The organism is Elusimicrobium simillimum (assembly GCF_049639735.1).
Lineage (GTDB): Bacteria > Elusimicrobiota > Elusimicrobia > Elusimicrobiales > Elusimicrobiaceae > Elusimicrobium > Elusimicrobium simillimum.
On the sequence record NZ_JBEVVA010000002.1, the window covers coordinates 1 to 17,475 of the forward strand.

The 17,475-nt window shown below is 40.2% G+C and carries 27 protein-coding genes and 1 pseudogene; 27 read left to right on the forward strand and 1 reads right to left on the reverse strand.

Features of this window, described 5'->3' with window-relative positions:
* From AAIR98_RS00190 to AAIR98_RS00320, 27 genes and pseudogenes are all read left to right on the forward strand, one after another.
* A pseudogene (locus tag AAIR98_RS00190) lies at positions 1-194 on the forward strand (hypothetical protein); the annotation flags it as partial.
* Between the two features lie 1,355 nt (positions 195-1,549).
* Complete coding sequence (locus tag AAIR98_RS00195) at positions 1,550-2,128, forward strand: major capsid family protein (protein ID WP_423970329.1); 579 nt, start codon at positions 1,550-1,552, stop codon at positions 2,126-2,128.
* A 99-nt stretch (positions 2,129-2,227) separates the two neighbouring features.
* Entirely contained in the window at positions 2,228-2,473 is a 246-nt protein-coding gene (locus AAIR98_RS00200) for a hypothetical protein (RefSeq protein ID WP_423970262.1), read from the forward strand.
* Positions 2,474-2,499: 26 nt separating this feature from the next.
* Entirely contained in the window at positions 2,500-2,949 is a 450-nt protein-coding gene (locus tag AAIR98_RS00205) for a DUF4054 domain-containing protein (protein ID WP_423970263.1), read from the forward strand.
* 10 nt (positions 2,950-2,959) lie between these two features.
* On the forward strand, positions 2,960-3,262 hold the full coding sequence (locus AAIR98_RS00210) for a hypothetical protein (protein ID WP_423970264.1): 303 nt from the start codon (positions 2,960-2,962) through the stop codon (positions 3,260-3,262).
* Between the two features lie 95 nt (positions 3,263-3,357).
* Positions 3,358-3,537, forward strand: a complete 180-nt coding sequence (locus AAIR98_RS00215; RefSeq protein ID WP_423970265.1) for a hypothetical protein — start codon at positions 3,358-3,360, stop codon at positions 3,535-3,537.
* Positions 3,538-3,548: 11 nt separating this feature from the next.
* Positions 3,549-3,818: a hypothetical protein gene (locus tag AAIR98_RS00220; protein ID WP_423970266.1), complete on the forward strand. Its 270-nt coding sequence runs from the start codon at positions 3,549-3,551 to the stop codon at positions 3,816-3,818.
* The gene (locus tag AAIR98_RS00225; RefSeq protein WP_423970267.1) at positions 3,791-3,934 is read left to right on the forward strand and encodes a hypothetical protein; all 144 of its coding nucleotides are present in this window, start codon (positions 3,791-3,793) and stop codon (positions 3,932-3,934) included. The genes AAIR98_RS00220 and AAIR98_RS00225 overlap by 28 nt, the downstream gene beginning before the upstream one ends.
* Positions 3,927-4,055, forward strand: a complete 129-nt coding sequence (locus tag AAIR98_RS00230; protein ID WP_423970268.1) for a hypothetical protein — start codon at positions 3,927-3,929, stop codon at positions 4,053-4,055. The genes AAIR98_RS00225 and AAIR98_RS00230 overlap by 8 nt, the downstream gene beginning before the upstream one ends.
* Positions 4,040-4,447, forward strand: a complete 408-nt coding sequence (locus AAIR98_RS00235; protein ID WP_423970269.1) for a hypothetical protein — start codon at positions 4,040-4,042, stop codon at positions 4,445-4,447. The genes AAIR98_RS00230 and AAIR98_RS00235 overlap by 16 nt, the downstream gene beginning before the upstream one ends.
* Positions 4,448-5,581: a DUF3383 family protein gene (locus AAIR98_RS00240; RefSeq protein ID WP_423970270.1), complete on the forward strand. Its 1,134-nt coding sequence runs from the start codon at positions 4,448-4,450 to the stop codon at positions 5,579-5,581. It begins immediately after the preceding gene.
* Between the two features lie 11 nt (positions 5,582-5,592).
* Positions 5,593-6,048 (forward strand): hypothetical protein, encoded by a 456-nt coding sequence (locus AAIR98_RS00245; RefSeq protein WP_423970271.1) that lies wholly within the window; start codon positions 5,593-5,595, stop codon positions 6,046-6,048.
* A gap of 11 nt (positions 6,049-6,059) precedes the next feature.
* Positions 6,060-6,503, forward strand: coding sequence for a phage tail assembly chaperone (locus tag AAIR98_RS00250; protein WP_423970272.1), 444 nt, complete (start codon positions 6,060-6,062; stop codon positions 6,501-6,503).
* Between the two features lie 163 nt (positions 6,504-6,666).
* Entirely contained in the window at positions 6,667-7,974 is a 1,308-nt protein-coding gene (locus tag AAIR98_RS00255; RefSeq protein WP_423970273.1) for a hypothetical protein, read from the forward strand.
* Positions 7,971-8,828, forward strand: coding sequence for a phage baseplate protein (locus tag AAIR98_RS00260; protein ID WP_423970274.1), 858 nt, complete (start codon positions 7,971-7,973; stop codon positions 8,826-8,828). Before AAIR98_RS00255 ends, AAIR98_RS00260 begins: the two co-directional genes overlap by 4 nt.
* Before the next feature lies 1 nt (position 8,829).
* Positions 8,830-9,177, forward strand: coding sequence for a phage baseplate plug family protein (locus AAIR98_RS00265; RefSeq protein WP_423970275.1), 348 nt, complete (start codon positions 8,830-8,832; stop codon positions 9,175-9,177).
* Positions 9,164-10,105, forward strand: coding sequence for a baseplate hub protein (locus tag AAIR98_RS00270; RefSeq protein ID WP_423970276.1), 942 nt, complete (start codon positions 9,164-9,166; stop codon positions 10,103-10,105). The genes AAIR98_RS00265 and AAIR98_RS00270 overlap by 14 nt, the downstream gene beginning before the upstream one ends.
* A gap of 2 nt (positions 10,106-10,107) precedes the next feature.
* Positions 10,108-10,893, forward strand: coding sequence for a Gp138 family membrane-puncturing spike protein (locus AAIR98_RS00275; RefSeq protein WP_423970277.1), 786 nt, complete (start codon positions 10,108-10,110; stop codon positions 10,891-10,893).
* On the forward strand, positions 10,890-11,249 hold the full coding sequence (locus tag AAIR98_RS00280) for a contractile injection system sheath initiator (protein WP_423970278.1): 360 nt from the start codon (positions 10,890-10,892) through the stop codon (positions 11,247-11,249). Before AAIR98_RS00275 ends, AAIR98_RS00280 begins: the two co-directional genes overlap by 4 nt.
* Positions 11,242-12,414: a baseplate J/gp47 family protein gene (locus AAIR98_RS00285; RefSeq protein WP_423970279.1), complete on the forward strand. Its 1,173-nt coding sequence runs from the start codon at positions 11,242-11,244 to the stop codon at positions 12,412-12,414. Before AAIR98_RS00280 ends, AAIR98_RS00285 begins: the two co-directional genes overlap by 8 nt.
* 1 nt (position 12,415) lies before the next feature.
* Complete coding sequence (locus AAIR98_RS00290) at positions 12,416-13,024, forward strand: baseplate wedge 1 family protein (protein WP_423970280.1); 609 nt, start codon at positions 12,416-12,418, stop codon at positions 13,022-13,024.
* Positions 13,025-13,040: 16 nt separating this feature from the next.
* A complete protein-coding gene (locus tag AAIR98_RS00295) occupies positions 13,041-14,024 on the forward strand; it encodes a hypothetical protein (RefSeq protein WP_423970281.1) in 984 nt (327 codons plus the stop codon).
* A 12-nt stretch (positions 14,025-14,036) separates the two neighbouring features.
* Positions 14,037-14,327, forward strand: coding sequence for a hypothetical protein (locus AAIR98_RS00300; RefSeq protein WP_423970282.1), 291 nt, complete (start codon positions 14,037-14,039; stop codon positions 14,325-14,327).
* Between the two features lie 11 nt (positions 14,328-14,338).
* Positions 14,339-14,671, forward strand: coding sequence for a hypothetical protein (locus AAIR98_RS00305; protein WP_423970283.1), 333 nt, complete (start codon positions 14,339-14,341; stop codon positions 14,669-14,671).
* Between the two features lie 124 nt (positions 14,672-14,795).
* Entirely contained in the window at positions 14,796-15,254 is a 459-nt protein-coding gene (locus AAIR98_RS00310) for a D-Ala-D-Ala carboxypeptidase family metallohydrolase (RefSeq protein ID WP_423970284.1), read from the forward strand.
* A gap of 6 nt (positions 15,255-15,260) precedes the next feature.
* Positions 15,261-15,500: a hypothetical protein gene (locus AAIR98_RS00315; RefSeq protein WP_423970285.1), complete on the forward strand. Its 240-nt coding sequence runs from the start codon at positions 15,261-15,263 to the stop codon at positions 15,498-15,500.
* Positions 15,501-15,506: 6 nt separating this feature from the next.
* Positions 15,507-15,926, forward strand: a complete 420-nt coding sequence (locus AAIR98_RS00320; RefSeq protein WP_423970286.1) for a hypothetical protein — start codon at positions 15,507-15,509, stop codon at positions 15,924-15,926.
* A 240-nt stretch (positions 15,927-16,166) separates the two neighbouring features.
* Here the strand turns inward: AAIR98_RS00320 and AAIR98_RS00325 are convergent, their stop codons facing one another.
* Entirely contained in the window at positions 16,167-17,312 is a 1,146-nt protein-coding gene (locus AAIR98_RS00325; RefSeq protein ID WP_423970287.1) for a tyrosine-type recombinase/integrase, read from the reverse strand.
* Between the last annotated feature and the right edge of the window lie 163 nt (positions 17,313-17,475).

The window sequence follows — 17,475 nt, forward strand, 5'->3', positions numbered from 1 at the left end:
ACGGCTATTACACCCACCTGGCTTTAGTAGCTAACCCCCGCTATGAAGAGGCGGAAATAATGACACCAGAAGATTTTAAGGCTTATAAAGAAGCCAAAAGAGCGCAGCTCAACCAGCTGCAAAACTCAAAAGATGACGCAAAGGAGAAAAAGAGTATGGCAAATCCATTCAAGCTGTTCACAAGAAGGAAGTAACCAACAGCGAAGAACTCTCTGAAGCTATGGTTGAGCTTAAAGACGGCAAGACCATGAGTATAACAGTTGAGAGACAAAAAGAAGAAGAGAAAGAAAAAGAAGATAAGAAAACGAAGAAGAATCTTGTCTAAAAAATCAAAGTTAACGGCGAAGAAATAACCGTTAAAGAACTTATCGACTGCTACGAAGCTTCATGGAAAACGAAGAAGAAGTTGAAGAAGAGGAAGTTGTAGTCAAAAAAGATAAGAAAACACTGACAAAGAAGAAAAAGAGGAAAGACGAGAAAAAGACAAAAGAACTCTAAGCTTTCCACTTTGACGCTCTTTTAAACGCCGTGAAAAGCATAACGCCAAGAAAGACGGCATAGTCATTGACACTGTAGACCGTAAGTTGGCCGTGGCAGGAAGATACGGTTTGAGAAATAAATTTAAGGAGAAAATAATATGACACAGAGCATTAACCAATTTTCACAACCGCAGAGAGGGGCCAGGTAGCCCTTTTAAACGGCGCAAACCCGCCATATCTGTAATGATTGACGCTAGCGTTACAGCCACGCTTAAAAGCGGCGACGCTGTAAAGATTGTCGCTACTTCAAAAGGCTGCTAAAGTTATACCTACAACCGCAGTAGATGACGTTGCCGACGGCTTTATCATGTTTAACCTGTTAAAATGAGTTTACGGGTAATGACAGATGCGAAATGCTGTTTACGGGCGGCTTTATGTATATGATTGCGGGCGCAGCTACCCCGCCAAGTCAAAAGTACAGTATAACCGGACAACGGTTATGTAGGCGTTGCCGCTGCTGATGCCAACATGGTCGTATTGCGGTAGACACCGCTTCCGCCGTAGGTGATTGATAAGAGTCAAAATCAAATCTGCTTTCTAATTGAAACATCATAAGGAGATAACACAATGGAATATCAAATTTTAAACAGTAAAGGGGAGCAGGTAAGGCTCAACGCTAAAGAAGAAAGAGTCGCCCGTGCCCTTGAATACCAAACGCAGAAATGCTTAACGCTTTAGGTATTGAAATACCTATAACACGCTGACAACAGTCATAAAATTATCTCAGAGCAAAGTTTTATGAGGTTGCTCCGGCTGACTATATGCTGTTATTGTTGGTGAGGGTTCTTTCTCTACAGACCTCTTAAAATACTTATCCTACAACACTGGCGGTGATTTGAAGAGGGCGTAATTCACCAAGGTACAGCTAACAGCAAGCTTGCCCAGGCTGATGCTGCGGTTGAGGGCGTGCTGTCAAATTATTCCCGTGGGCCAAAGGTCTTAGCTGGAACTTGTATGAAGTTCAGACAGCGGCCAAAACAGGCAACTGGGATTAATTACAGAAAAGAAAAATCAAGAAAGAAAACTGGGATTTAGGTATACAAAAACATTCTTTCTTAGGGTCTGAAAATGACACCAACAGAAGAGGTTTACTTAACCTTGATAACGTCAACTCTGACCTTACAACTATCACCAAGCCTATTTCTCAAATGACCCCTGCCGAATACAACACCTTTGTGGCTACAATCATCGGCAAATATAGAGAAAACTGTGAATACACCACAATGCCTACGGACTTCTACATTCCTGAAAGCGACTATATGGGCTTAGGCGCATCTTTAAGTGCAGAGTTCCCTCTTACTTCTAAGATTGAATACCTGAGAAAAGTTATGAGCGACTTAGGTTTAGTAAAAGTAAATATTAAACCGCTTGTATACTGCGACCAGAACAGAAACTCTTTAGGTTTAAACAGATACGTAATGCTTAACAAAAATCCTGACACGCTTGCTTTCAACATTCCTGTTGACTATACCTCAACCCTTGCCAACAGCATAAACGGTTTTAACTGGGAAAACGCCGCCTATGGCCAGTTCTCCACAGTAAAAGCCTACAGGCCTAAAGAAGTCCTTTACTTTGACTTCGCCAACTAAACAAGGAGATACAAAACATATGGCTACAACAGTAATTTTAAGCAATAAAGGTCAACGTTCCTTTATCATCAAGGGCGCAGTAATACGCCCAGAACAGAAATGAGGATAGATGAAGAAACGGCCCAGAAGCTGATTAAGATGTACCCGGAACTTACCATCATAGCTGACACTGAAAAAAAAGTAGTGAAAGTTAAAGAGGCGGATATCGTGAAAGTTGAAGAAGTAGAAAAAAAGGATATCCCGGCTGACGCTACAGTAGTAGATGAAGTTGTCATCGAAGAGGGCGAAGAAAAGCCTAAAGCAAAAGCTAAACCCGGGCCTAAAGCAAAAAAGAACGTCGCTTAATAAATATACCAAAGGAGGCATAAGAAATGACTTGTCCTACACCAATACCAGTAACGGTTGAAGAGTTCAAAGATTACTTTGATAGGGATTTTCCTTATGCCTCCGATGAGTCAGACATGACGCAAATCAGGAATAAAGATATCCAAAAAGCGTTTGGTGAAGCCCAAATGAATTTTAATGAGTCTTTATTTTCCTGCCCAGATGATATTAAAAGAGCGTTTTTATATCTCGCCGCGCACTATCTTGTAGTTGATATTTCAAACAGTACCAGCGGCCTGGCGGGCAGGTTTCAAGGTTATATGACAAGTAAGTCTGTAGGCTCAGTAAGCGCAGGTTATCAGATACCGCAGTGGATTCTTGATAATCCTATTTATTCAATGCTGGGGCAAACAGTTTACGGTATTAAATACCTTAGCTTAATTGTCAGCCAGACAGTAGGTAATTTTGGCATTGTGAAAGGCGCAACGTCGCCGTAGGAGTTAAATTATGGCAAACCTGGCCGACGCTAATAGAAAGGTAAAACTTGAAATAGGCAAGCTGCAAAATCTGGTTTCCATATTAACAAAAGGCGTACCTAAGGTTAAAGTGGGCATATTGGGTGAGAAAAACGGCAGACGTGCAGTCGAACATAACGAAGTAAAAAGCGGCAAAAACAAAGGCAACATAAGAGTAAAAAAATTAAAGGCCAGTTCTTTAAAAACCAACTCTGAAATAGGCTATGAAAATGAATTTGGTGTAATATCAGGCAAAAACAGAAAGCCAGAAGAAGTTTTATTATCTATCCCTTAACCTCTAAACATTTTAAAGATAGATTGCGGGGCAGAAAAAGCACCACGCAAAAAGCATTTGAGAGGGCCTTAGAAACAGGCAACATTGTTTCTTTCATGAAAAGAGTAGGTTTCGTGGCTGAAGAAACAATACAAAGTGCTTTTGAAACAAGAGGCTGGGGTGTATGGGCACCAAACTCACCCATAACAATAGCTATAAAAGGCAGTGACAGCCCGCTTATTGATTCAGCACAGTTAAGAGAAGCTGTTACAAGTGAAGTTAATAAACATACATAACAGGCAAATATATGGCAATAACCAACGGTAAAGACAAGCTTATAGGCAGTTCTTTTTCTAACCTCCCGCAAATGGGAGAGGTTATTCTCAGTTGGTTCCAGCCTATGACCTTTGAACTTGTAACAAAAACTCAGGTTGATTATCAAACAAAAGAAGACACTATCACTATAGAAACACAAGGCGTAAGACAGCCATTTACAGCGCAGCAGTTATTAATAAAGCCAGAGGGCAGCGTGCCTGGAGGTGGGAAACAATGCACTGTTCACCTGAGGTTACCCTAAAACCTGATGACATTGTCATATTTAACAATGTGCCTTACAGGGTTATGCAAAAACTTAACTGGGCGGAATACGGCTATCTGGAATATCACATAGCGGAGACTACAACAAATGGCTGAGGATAGAGAAATAATTAAGCTTGTTTGTGACATTATTCAGGCCGAGATGGCACTGACAGACCAGCAAATTTGGATTTACGACCAAAAAAGAGATATCCCAACACCTTGGGACCCTTTGTAGTGGTAAGAATTATATCTGAAACACCAATCGGCAGTAAAAGAAAGTATGAGAGTGTTGCCGAGGGCCTTATGGAACACCAAAGCATTAATCTTCTCTCCCGGGTAATGATAGATATTTTAAGCAGAAATGACGACGCTAGAGTAAGACGGCATGAAATTATCATGGCACTTGAAAGTACATACGCCCAGCAAATGCAAGAAAAATACTCTTTTTCAATAGGCCGCTTGCCCTCAGACTTAATAGACATAAGCGACGTAGAAGAAACCAGAATCCCATACAGATTTAACTTAAGTTTTAACATCACTTTTAAAAAAGAAAAAAGCAAACTCGTAGACTACTACGATAAATTTCAAAAAGCAGTGGTCTATACAGACCCACAAACGGAGGCTTAAATGTCCAACCAATTAGACAAAACAAACGTGGTCAACGTCAGTCTTTCCGCTTCTCCTAAAGGTATAAGTGAAGACAATGTTGACACCGTTGGTATATTTACAGATGAAACGCACGCAGATTCTTTTGGCACAGCAGGCTATAAAATTTATTTAAACCCCAGAGAAATGGCTGTTGATTTTGGCACAGACAGTGACACTTACAAAATGGGTGTCGCCGCATTTTCCCAAACACCTAACTTTCTTAATGGCAACGGCTATTTAGTAGTTCTTTTATTAGAAGAATCAGAAACCCTTGTTAACGCCATTATAAGAGCGTCAAGTTTAGTTCAGTTCTTTGGCATTATTACAACTAAAGATATAGAGGCTGAAGAACTTACAGAAGCTTCTAACTATGTGCAATCAATAAACAAAGTTTTATTTGCCGTCTCTAATGATCCTGCGTATTTTGCGCCGGAGGGAACTTTTGACCTTATTAGACAGGCAAGCAACACTCACACCCGTTGTCTTTCTTACCTGTCCGACAACACGACAGACGCTAAGAGGATGGCGGCGGCATATGCGGGCCGGGCCTTATCAACAAACTTCAGCGGTTCTAACACTACACAGACAATGCACCTCAAAGACTTGCTTACCATATTGCCTGACCCGCAAATGACGCAAACACAGCTTAACCAATGCCAGGCGGCAGGGGTTGACTGTTATGTAAATATAGCTGGCGTTGCCAAGGTGTTTACCTCTGGCGCAAATGAATTTTTTGACGAAGTCTACAACATTTGCTGGTTTATCAACGCTATTGAAGTGGCTGGCTTTAACACTTTAGCCACAACATCAACAAAAGTGCCGCAGACTGAAGAGGGCATGACATTGTTAAAAGGCAATTACAGGCTTGTTTGCCAGCGGGCGGTAAGAAACCAGTATATTGCGCCCGGCGCATGGAACAGCCCTGACAGGTTTGGCGATGTTGAGGCCATGCTTAGAAATATTGAAGAGACAGGATATTACATATATTCTGACCCTGTTAACTTACAGGCACAGACTGACAGAGAGCAGCGTATCGCCCCTTTAGTGCAAATTGCTATTAAACAGGCGGGCGCACTGCATAAATCTAACGTCATGATATACGTTAACGCATAAGGAGAAACAAAATGTATTCAGTTAGCTTAACAGGTAGCGATACCATAAAAATTGATGACAGGATTTTGGCTGATTTAGCTGACAGCGACGCGGCCACCCTTACCTATGTCAATGAACTTACAGCGGTAAAAACAGGTAAAAACAGAAACTCTATCTATGCGCTTAATGAAACTGGCCATCAGGCAGACTTGGTTATAAGAGTGCTGCGTGGCAGCGCAGATGATAAATACCTTTTAAACAGGCTTAACAATATGTCACAAGACTTTGCAAGGTTTGTGCTTATCACGGGTGAGTTTGTTAAAAACGTGGGTGACGGCGCAGGTAATATTACCTCGGACACTTACCTAACTTCCGGCGGCACTTTCTTAAGAAAAGTTGACGCTAAATCTTCCGCTGAGGGCGATACTGAGCAGTCAGTATCAATCTACACAATAAGATTTGCAAACAGTGACAGGACATTAGGTTAAGGGGGCTTATAATGGAACTTTCAAATAACCAAAAAGTAACCTTGCCCAGCAACGCTGAAATAGATATGACGCTGGCCCCTTTTGAAGAGGGCAATAAGCTTTTTACCTCAGTGGCGGAGTGTCTAAAAAGCGTAAAGATTGACGCTAATAAAGACCTTGAGAACATTGAAGACCATATCAACGCTTTAAAAAACGCTTTTTTAGAGTGCATTACCAGCAAAGATGTAAAAGACAGTATCTTGCTATGCCTCAAAAGATGTTCTTATAACGGCAAAAAGATACAAGACTGGTCATTCTTTGATGATGTAAAAATGAGGGCGGACTATTTACCTGTCTGCTGGGAGGTGTCTAGGTTTAACCTAGCCCCTTTTATGAGCAATCTTTTTACAAAATTACAACCAGTATTCCAGGTGGCAATGGCGAGAATGAAAGAACGCTCCCCACAGTCAAAATAGCGCATGACAGCCTTGTAGCTTTACTCAAGCTGGTCAAAGCGGGTTACGGCCCTCTTTCCGAAGTCCGCAAAATGACTTCCAGAGAGGTTTTACAAGCACTTAATTACGAAAGATTTATAAGTGATTACGAAAAGGCATATTACAACTTAAACAGAGGCAAGTAATGAAAATAGCAGATTTGTTTGCGGAAATAGGCATAAAAGGGGGCGGTCCGGCTATCATGACAATGAAAGGCCTGGTAAGTTCTTCTATGGCCGCTAAAGCTGCGCTTGTTGCCGTTGTCTATGCTTTTCATGAAATGACAGAAGCCGCCAGAGAGTTAGCTGTAAATCTTGATAAGTATGAAGCTATTACAGGCAAGTCCGCTGAGGAACTGCAAGCCCTTTCTTATGAGGCCGCCCAGGCTAACGTATCTATGGAAGAGGTTAGCGGCACCATTCAAAACCTGCAAAAAATTAAAACAGATGTTTTATTAGGCAAAGGTATGCCCGGCGCATTTGTACTGCTGGGCATAGACCCTAATGAAGACCCTGTTGAGATGCTTAACCAGCTTAGAAGTAAAATAAAAGAACTCCCGCCGGAAGTAGCCAAGACCATTACCTCAGAACTGGGCATTTCAGACAACCTGTTTTATATGTTGTCAAAATCAGGTGATGAGTTTGAAAAACTTAACCAGAGATATGTACTTACCAGAAAACAGAGGGAAGACTTAGTAAAGCTTAACGCTGAGTGGAAAAAGTTTTGGTTTACCATTAAACAGCTTTCAGCTCAGGCAATGGCGCTCAGTTCAATATTCCAAACCAAAGTATTGCAAGTAGTACTTAGGGTGGTTACAGCTCTGTCTGAGTTTAGCAGGTATCTGTACAGCCTTATACAAGCTAATGAAAACCTAAAAATAGCTGTCATTGCTTTAGGCGCAGTGCTGGCGGTTGTATTTGCACCGTGGTATGCTGCGCTGGCGGCAGTATTGTTAATTATTGAAGACATTTTTGTCTATTTTGAGGGCGGTGACAGCGTTACAGGCAAAATAGTTGAGTGGGTAAATGCGTCGGATACTCTTAAAGAAGCGTTTATACAGGTTAAAGCTGTTTTAGCTGGCATTTGGTCAATTATAGAAAAAGCTATAGAGGGTTGGAAGCTTATAAAAGAATTATCTGATGATATTGGGTTATCGGACAAACTTGCCAATTTCAAACTACCCGGTATGTTTAGCTTTTCAGATGTTAAAGGCGGCATTAAAGGCTTTGTAGATACATTCAAAACGCCCTCTGAATCTGCCATACCCAGTATGCCCAGCAGTAACAATACTTCTACATCAAACAATAACACAACTAATAATAGTGTAAATGTCTACACTCAAGGTGGAGACAGTCCCAGAGAAACAGGCAGAATTATAGGTGATGAGGTAAGTAATGCCATCGGACAAAGCCCAGCCCTAACTTACGGTGCTGGCGGCGGGGGTGGCAGATGATTGATTTAGCCAGAATACTTAATAACCCGCTTGCCAATAAAATCAGCAACCTTGTTGAGTTTACTGATTTTGCTTCTACTTTCCTTGATAAATACTTAGTCCAGCCTGAAACTGACTCAGGTTTATCAGATGGCGTTAATGGCTTTTTATTTGACATCAAAGGTGAAGAATTTATTGACCTTAACAGTGATATTACAGACCATTACGTTGAAAATAACAGCGCAATGCAAGACCATATTGCCCTAAAGCCAGAAACTATCACTCTAACAGGTTACGTAGCGGAGTTAAAAAATACGCCGCCCCCAGGCCTTGAGTTTATCTCTCAAGAAGTTGAAAAGCTGCAAACCTTAACACCTTTTCTGCCGCAACTTACTACCCAGGCGCAGGCTATTTATAATGAAACAGAACGTCAATACCGTGTATATCAAAAAGCCAATGAGTCTGTTAATAATACATGGGATTCTTTTCAAAAGCTGTTAGCAGGCAGAAGTATACAAGGGGATGCCGCTATAACCAGCCAGAGGGACGCTTTTCTATTCTTTTATACTTCTTGGCAATCTAGGCAGCTTTTTACTATTCATACCCCCTGGGGCGTATTTACACAAATGGCAATTTTAAACCTCCGGGCTAAACAAGATGAGGATACTAAAATGATTTCTTCTTTTGAAATTACCTTTAAAAAAATTCGTTGGGCAGAAGCTATTACAAACACTTCCTTAAAAATACAAGGTAGGGCTAAAGTGCAATCCCAGAAACAAGTAGATAAGGGTGTTAAAAAATATAAACAAAGTACTCTTTTTCAAGGCTCTAGAGGTACTGCTGATGTTTTAGATAAATGGATGGGAGGCAGTTAATATGCAAATTATTGAAGACATATCTAATGAAGCCTCTCAAAAACACACTATCACTATAGAAACAGGTGATGATGTTGTTTTAGAACTTATATACAGGCCCACGCAATTAGGCTGGTATATAGACATCACTTACAATGACTTTGTTTTACGTGGCATCAGGGTAGCAACTTCTTTAAATTTTCTTTGGCAGTGGCATAGCTTAATACCTTTTGGTCTTATGTGTGAGTGTGACGGTAACCAAGAACCGCTGTCTGTAGAAGATTTTTTAGTAGGTCGTGCCACACTTTCAATATTAACGCAAGAAGAAGTAAACACTATAGCGGGGTTATTAGCAGATGCGAAAGCTTAACAGAAACTACCACCTGACGATACAGGTCCTCAGTAAAGCGCAAGAAGAAGAAATTGCCGCCGCTACCGCAGCGGGCGAAACTGAACTTCTTTCAAAACTGCTTACTGCGCCCGGCAGGGAACAAATTGAAATAAGCTTACCCTTTACCATGTCTTTTAGCATTGAAAGGAACGCCGCCGCTACCGCTAATACCGCCAGAATAACGCTGTTAAATTTAAGCGAGGATACCCGCAGAAAGATTTATAAAGACAAGCACACCACCCTGCAATACAAAGGTATAGAACTCCGGGCCGGCTATGGGGAAGATGTTAAAACGCTGCCCTTAATATTTAAAGGCAATATCAAACAAGCCTATAACGAAAGAGTAGGCACTGAATATGAAACCAGGATAGAGGCCTATGACGGCGGTTTTGCTTTTTTAAACGGTTATACGGCGCAGTCTTTTAATGCTGGCACGCCAACAAACCAAGTATTAGACAGTCTTATTAAAACTTTGCCGGGCGTAAATAAAGGTATTGTAGGTGATTTTAACAACAAAACACTTCGTGGTAACGCTTTTTCAGGCCCCACTACAGACCTTTTACAAACTATGACCGAGGGTAATTTCTTTATTGATAATGAAAAAGCCTACTGCCTTAAAGAAGAAGAGTGTTTTGTGGGTAACGTGCAGGTAATTTCAAGTGAATCAGGCCTTTTAGGTTCACCTCAGAGAGAAGAAACTCTTTTAACTTTCAGAATAATCTTTGAACCCCGTGTTTTAATAGGCCAAATAGTTGAACTTGTGAGTGAAACAGAAAAACATTTTAACGGGCTTTATAAAGTAATCGCCTTTACACACAGCGGCACAATATCACCCGTAGTAAGCGGCAACTGCACAACAAACGTCAGTCTTTATTATGGCACAAAACAGTTAGTTGTAAGGAAATAATTATGCCATTACCCAAATCTATAGAATACGCAACAAACCCTACCTTAAGAATGGTACTGCAACTCTTAAAGGAAGAGATTTTTCATGACCTAAACTGCCATCAAGTGGGCGAAATTGCTTCTTTTAACCCGGACGGCCCCACTGCGGAAATAGAAATAAAAATGAAAAGGGTATTAAATGGCGAACTTAGGGAATACCCGCTGCTAGTGGATTGCCCGGTATTAGTACTTTCCGGCGGCAAAGGCAGGCTTACTTTCCCTATAGAAAAAGGCGACCCTTGCCTGATTCTTTTTAATGACAGGGATATAGACAACTGGTTTGTTTCCGGCCAAACAATGCCGCCAAACTCAACCCGCAAGCACAGCATTGCTGATGCTTTGGGGGTTGTAGGTTTTAGAAACAAACAAAACGCTATCTTAGACTATTTGACCGACGGCACAGAACTTAAATATGGCGACACAACCATTCAGTTAAAAGACTCATTAGCCTATATAACAAACGGTACGGCCACTGCTACGCTGGACGGTGCTACCGTTACCTTTGATAACGGCGCAGGGTCAACTATTGTTATGGACGCTACAGGCATAAAAGCTACCACGTCCCAAATAGCCACAGTGGAAGCACCACAAACAGATATCAACTCTGCCATTATCAATTTAAACGGTATGGTAAACGCACTGGCATTAGCTGTGCAGACAATATTTACGGTACAGGGTAAAGCAATAGGGCCTGAACATCAGCATAGCGGTGTACAAAGCGGCCCCGGCAATACAGGAGGGGTAGTATGATTCACAGAAGTTTAGACGCTAACGGCGACTGGGTTTTTGGTAAAGGCAGAAACAGCTACACCAGAAGTACAGAGGCAATCATGCTTAATATCAAAACCAGGCTGTTGTCATTCCGTAATGACTGTTTTTTTGACCTAGACGCTGGCGTTGACTGGTGGAATCTTTTAGGCAGTAAAAAGAAAGAAACACTTTTATTTCAAATAAGGTCTGTTATTGCGGACAGTTACGGGGTATCTAGCATAGAGTCTTTTGATAGTACGTTTTCACAGGATAGAACTTTATCCGTCACCTATTCCATTAAAACCGTAAACGGCGACATTGATACAGACACAACGGAGATTATTAAATATGCCTAACACTTTAGACGCTAACGGACTGCAAATTAAAACCTTATCAGAAATTAAAGATGAAATTTCTGCTGATTTGCGTGAAATTTACGGGCAGGATATTAATTTAGACTCTAACTCACCAGATGGGCAGGTAGTTAACATTTTTGCCCAAGCGGCAGAGGACAACCTTGAGTTAATTCAAGAAGTGTGCACATCTTTTGACCCTGATTTAGCTGTCGGCAGAATATTAGACCAACGCTGCGCCATAAACGGCATACAAAGAAGAGTCGGTACTTATACCCATGTCAATATAGCAATAGTTTGTGACAGGTCTTTAAATTTGACAGGGCTAAATACGTCAAGCGAAGAGGAAGCTTTTACTATCAGCGACAATGAGGGCAATCAGTTTATTTTAGAAAGCACAGTTTCTTTAGATGCCGGAACATCTATTCAAAGTTTCAGGGCTAAAGAAATAGGCCAAGTAGAAGTTCTGCCCAACACTATAACTACCGCAGTAACTATAGTATTAGGCGTTCTTTCTTTAAATAACACAGGCCCAGCCGTTACAACTGGTACTAATGAGGAAACAGATTCTCAACTTAGAGCAAGAAGAAGTATTGCCGTTTCTTTAGGCGGCAAAGGCTTTTTAGATAACCTCAGGTCTGCTTTAAATGCCCTAGAGGACGTTGCCAGCGCACAGGTTTACAATAACAGGGGCACTTCTGAAGACGCTGACGGCATACCCGCACATGGCATCTGGGCTATTGTTGACGGCGGCACAGATGAAGCCATTGCAGATATTATGGATGCTAAAATGGGCGGCGGCAACCCTATGAAAGGGTCTGTTTCTATCCCTGTTTTACAAACTGACAGCAGTTATGACACCTACAGTTTTGACCGTCCTATAACACAGCCGCTTTATATAAACCTAAACATTAAAGGCATAGACGGCCAAGCTGTGCCGCAGGACTATATTAAATCACAGCTTGTTTCAAGATTAAGCTATAAAGTTGCCCAAACGGCTGACGCTGGCACTATAAACTGTTTGACGCTAGATATCATGCCTAATATTGCAGTAAATTCAACTGTTTCTAATGACAACACTACTTTTGGCCTAACAGCGGCAACCCTTACAAAACAGCATAAATTTGTAGTTTCCGCTGATAATATCAATATTACGGTGGTAAGTTAATATGACTGATACAATAGAAAATTTGTTGGAATATTACGCCAACCTTTTAATAATCCAATACCGCAATAAACCAAAGGCAATAAATACCATAAAAGCGTTTGCCAGGCAAATACTGGCGGATATGCTTCCTATTAAAATAAGAGACGCTTACACCGTAGATACCGCAGAGGGTAAGCAACTTGACGTTTTGGGCAAATATATAGGTTTTAGCAGGTTTATTTCCACGCTTGTAGTAAAAAACTTCTTTAAATTTAACGTCGGCCCCAACATAACCGCAATTAACGGGTTTAACACCTACCAACAGGGCCTAATCAGGCAAGCGTGGATGAAGTATAGCGACTTTGATTCACAAGATTACCCGCTTGGCGACAGCGACCTTAGAGTAATGCTAAAACTCAAATCAATAATAAATAACGGCAGCGCAATAACCTCAGAAATAAAAACACAGCTATACAACGTTTTTGGTGACTCAATCAAATTAACAGACAACAGAAATATGACATACACATACACAGTTTCAGAAGACTTAATTGACGTTTTACCCGTAATTTTAGCCTATGATATGCTGCCCGTCCCTATGGGGGTAAGCTATTCAGTTCAGATAGGATAAAGGAGATAAAAAAATTATGCCCAAAATAGACAGAAAAAATCAAAAACAATTTGCCGGGGCCGCTAACCCTATAGACAATATTGCAGTATTCGGCTCCCTGGCAGCCCAAAATCCCGCTTTCAGCAATAACCCTGATGAAATTCAAAGCCTGGATGCTTTTTTAAACGGCTGGCTTGAGGCCATTGTTGGTGATAAAAACCCGACTATGGAAGATATGAACGCTCTTTTTTACTTGGCTTTTTACCAGTTGTCATATTTATTCCAACAAGGTATAGCAGAATATGACGCAAATACAACCTATTATATGGGTTCAATGGTTTCTATCTCCAATCAGACAACAGGTCTGCCCGCTTTGTACTATTCCAAGATTAATGAAAATTTAGGTAATAACCCCGCTTCAGATACAACTTCATGGGGCGGCTTGGCTGATACCTTTGCAGATATCTTTTTAAAAAAAGCTGGTGATGGCATGATGGGCACTCTTACATTTCCGGCTGTCCTGGCGAGTAAAATAACTTTTTTTATGCAAGCCAATAAAAGCATCCGCTTGCAAGAGGGCGGAAACGGCTTCTTAGATTTTTTAGTAGACGGCTTGACCACGGGTCTTTACATCGGACCAGACGGCAGCGTTGGAAAAAGAACTGTGGGGGTAAGGGCAGAATTCCTTACTGCTGGTTCGGGTGGTTTAGCTAAAGATTATGTTACCTCCTACAGCACAACAACAAATTACTGGTATAGGATATGGAACAGCGGGTTTAAAGAATGTGGTGTTGCTGTAGGCGCAGGAACAACAGCTGTAACCTGGCCCGTAACTTTTAGCGATACACTATACACCGTAGCGGCAAACAATGTGGGTGGAAGTACTGTAGGTAGCCAAGCCACAATAAATTATATGAGTGGTTTTTATGGCGCAGGCACCAAAAGCACAACAGGCTTTACAAGAATAGGCTCAACGGACGGATTGAACCAGCACGTAACTTATTATGCAGCAGGCTATTAAAAGGATATTTATATGAAAAATACTCAAATAAAAAAACCAATAACTGAAGAAACTCAAAAACAATACGCTAAGTTTGCCATGTGGTGTAATGAAAAAGGCTACATAATAAAAGATGATAACCCAGAATATTATTACTGTGAAAAATATGTAGTACCAAAACCTACAATTTTAGAACAAATACAAGCTTTAGAATTAAAGCAAACACCTAGAATGCTGCGTGGCGCAGCTTTAGGGCTGGAAGAAGATATTGCTCAACTTGAAGCTATCGAAGCAGAAATACAACTTTTAAGAAGTCAATTATAAAGGAATAACTTATGTGCCACTCATGCAATGAAAAAGACCATGCTTTATATGTAAAGGATAAGTATATAAGACGTTTGGAAAGAAAAATGCAAAATAAGCCAACTCTTTCAACTGTTATATCTTCTTTTACGCTTTTAGGTATTTTAGGCGCCATACTACTTTTTAGTTTTAGGACATACTTTGACCATAACCATACAGTGCTAATGGCCCAAAAAACACAAATTTTAGCAACTGAAAATAAAGAAAGAATAGTCAAACTAGAGTTTGAAACCGCTAAAGATATTGCGCTTATAAACCAAAATATGGGCCGGGTTCTTAAAATCTTGGAGGACAAGCCCAGATGAAAACCAAACATAAGAATGGTAAAAAAATAAGACTTTGTGGCAACTGCGGCAGCTTAGAAGAGTGTAAAAACAAGTACCCGGACACAAACGCCTTTCTTTTAGCCTGTGCAGAATGGAGGAAACAATGATTGAAAACAAGCAAATTACTAAACACTTCTCTTTTTATGAGTTAACCACAACGGCAAATACTGATTATTTAGAAAAAAACAGACAGTATGGCTTTGAAAATATGGACAAAGTTGTCTCTCTGGCGCACTTCGCTGAGCAGGTAAGGTCTATTCTAGGCGTACCTATGATAGTAACTTCCGGGGGCCGCTGCCCAGAACTAAACAAAGCTATAAACGGCAGCCCAACAAGCCAGCATTTTTTATGGGAAGCCATTGATTTTATTCCTAAAAATATGAGTGTTGCAGAAGCTTTTGACCTTATCAGGGGCAGCAACTTACAATTTGGCCAACTCATATTAGAACGTGCGGGTATAAAAGAATGGGTACACATATCCATGCCGGGCAACAGGTCTAAAGAACGTCAAAACATGGTGTTAATATACTTAGACGGTAAATATACACAAGTCAAGAGGTAAATAAATATGCTACAAACAGCAAAAAATTATATTAAAAGACTTTTATCAGACAGCACGGGCGCACCGTCAAGCCGTTTACACTTAGGCTGGCTGCTTAGTGTTTCCGCCATAGCATTGGCCTTTGCCTATATTTTTTCTTCCAGCAATAAAGATGTTTACAGTATAATAGAACTGTTTTTAATTATAGCTGGCGGTTGCTTTGGCGTGTCTGTTTTTGGTGAACTCAAAACTTCTAAAAAGGAATAAAAATGAATGAAAAAATTATTAAACTTTTTATTGTTTGTGCTATGCTTATCAGCGGCGGTTGCTGCCCAACAGTCAGAACAGCCGCCTCAGTACAAACAGATATTAACAGACTCAGACTCTATAATCAGCGGCTTGAAAGTGAAAATGAATACCTTAACGGAAAACTCGCAAACTTTGCAAGCACAGTTGAAAGCTACTCAGGCGGAGTTGAACAAATCGCAGGAGAAAGTATCTCAGACCTTGACCGATTACAACACAACAATAACTGGCTTGGAGAATACATTGAAAGACTTAGAGGAGTCTCACGGGAAAGAGGTAGCGAGCCTAAAAGCACAGATAGCTTGGACCAAGATTAGATTTTATTTAGCTTTGGCCGGGTGCATTGCATTAGGTATGGTTTTGCTAAAGAAGTTGCTATTGATATAATTTAAGATAAAAAAGACAAGAAATAAAAGAAGATTTTAGGTCAAAATGAATGTAGCTTTTATGTAGCCTTTTGCTTTGGGTTTGTTAATACTTAGCAGTTCTAAAAAGTTTTAATAGACTTTTAATACCGTCTTAGAATTAATAAAAAAGCCCTTTTTATAACGAAAAAGGGCTTGTATAGTAAAGTAGCCGAGAATGGGCCTTATCCCCTCGTCTAACAAATGTAGCTTTTAAGTAGCACTAATAATTAAGTGGAACTTCATATTTGTCTAACTCTATGAGTAGATTTCTTTCTTTTTCTTCTTTGAGTTTTTTCAGCTCTTCATTTTGGTCATTAGTATAATGTTGTTTTGTAACTTTTGTATCACTGTGCCCCATACTTAATGAAACCTTTTTCTGGTCAGCCCCGCAGGCCTGTCTTGACGTTGCATAATCTTTGCGAAGGGTTTTGCACGTTCCAGTTATTAGTATTTGGTTTGGCTCTTTTATTTTTATTTCTTCATTGACCCTTGTCCTAAAGTTCTTGTAAAACACACAAAAGCCCCCATTGCTATATCGCTTGGTATACTGATTTGTAAAAACATAATCAGATACTTTTGGCATTTTATTGAGTTCTGTAATAAGTCTCTCAGTTAAGCGTATTTGCCTTTTTTTGTTGCCTTTGGGCTTCCACCCATCAGGATTGGGGGAAATCCAGCCAAAGCGATTTTCAAGGTCAAGTTTCTCCCATCGCATATTACATATTTCCTCCGGGCGGCATGAACAATCAAAACCAAACAATACTGCTGCCCGTTCCATAGGAGTGCCGTATTTTAACAACAATTCAACTTCTCTAATATCATTTGTCTTTACTACAAGTTTATTGACCTCAAGAAATGCTAGATTTTCTATAGGAAAATCGTCCATATAACCCTTACCCATAGCCCATTTTAATGCTTTCCTGATACATTTAATAACTTTATTTACGCCGTGATTATCTTTTTTATTTTTTATAGCTTCTTCTTCCAGGTCAGAAATCATTAGACGCAATTTTTTGAGTGTTATATCATTAAGAAATATAGGGGCTATATGTTTTTCTATGCGATCAAAAGCATAGTTGTAATCGGTTATCGTCCTATGTGATAGCTCTTGCTTTGAAACTTTGGCCCACTCATTCCATTTTTCTCTAAAGAAAAGCCATGCAACACTGTCAGAATCATTTTTAGATTGCTTAAGCCATTCTGATTCTTGCCACTTGCGACACGCCTCCCTTATGTCAACCTTGTTCCCATTTTTGTCTTTGTATTTAAAGTATTTATACTTTCTAATTCCTTCCACATTTATCTGTCCTCTTTCACCGTATTTATATCCTGCTACCTTGTATGTTTCTCCCTTGAAATATCTCATTTCTCCTCCAAAATTAGACAAAGCTACTGCTAAGGCGTTTAAAAATGTCTTTTAAAAGTTCGGGCTTTTATGGGTTTACTTTGTTTTTGTTAAATATTTGAAATAGGTTAAGTTTTGAATCCTTTTATTTCTACACTTTTTTCTGTTTTTAGCTTAGATTTTG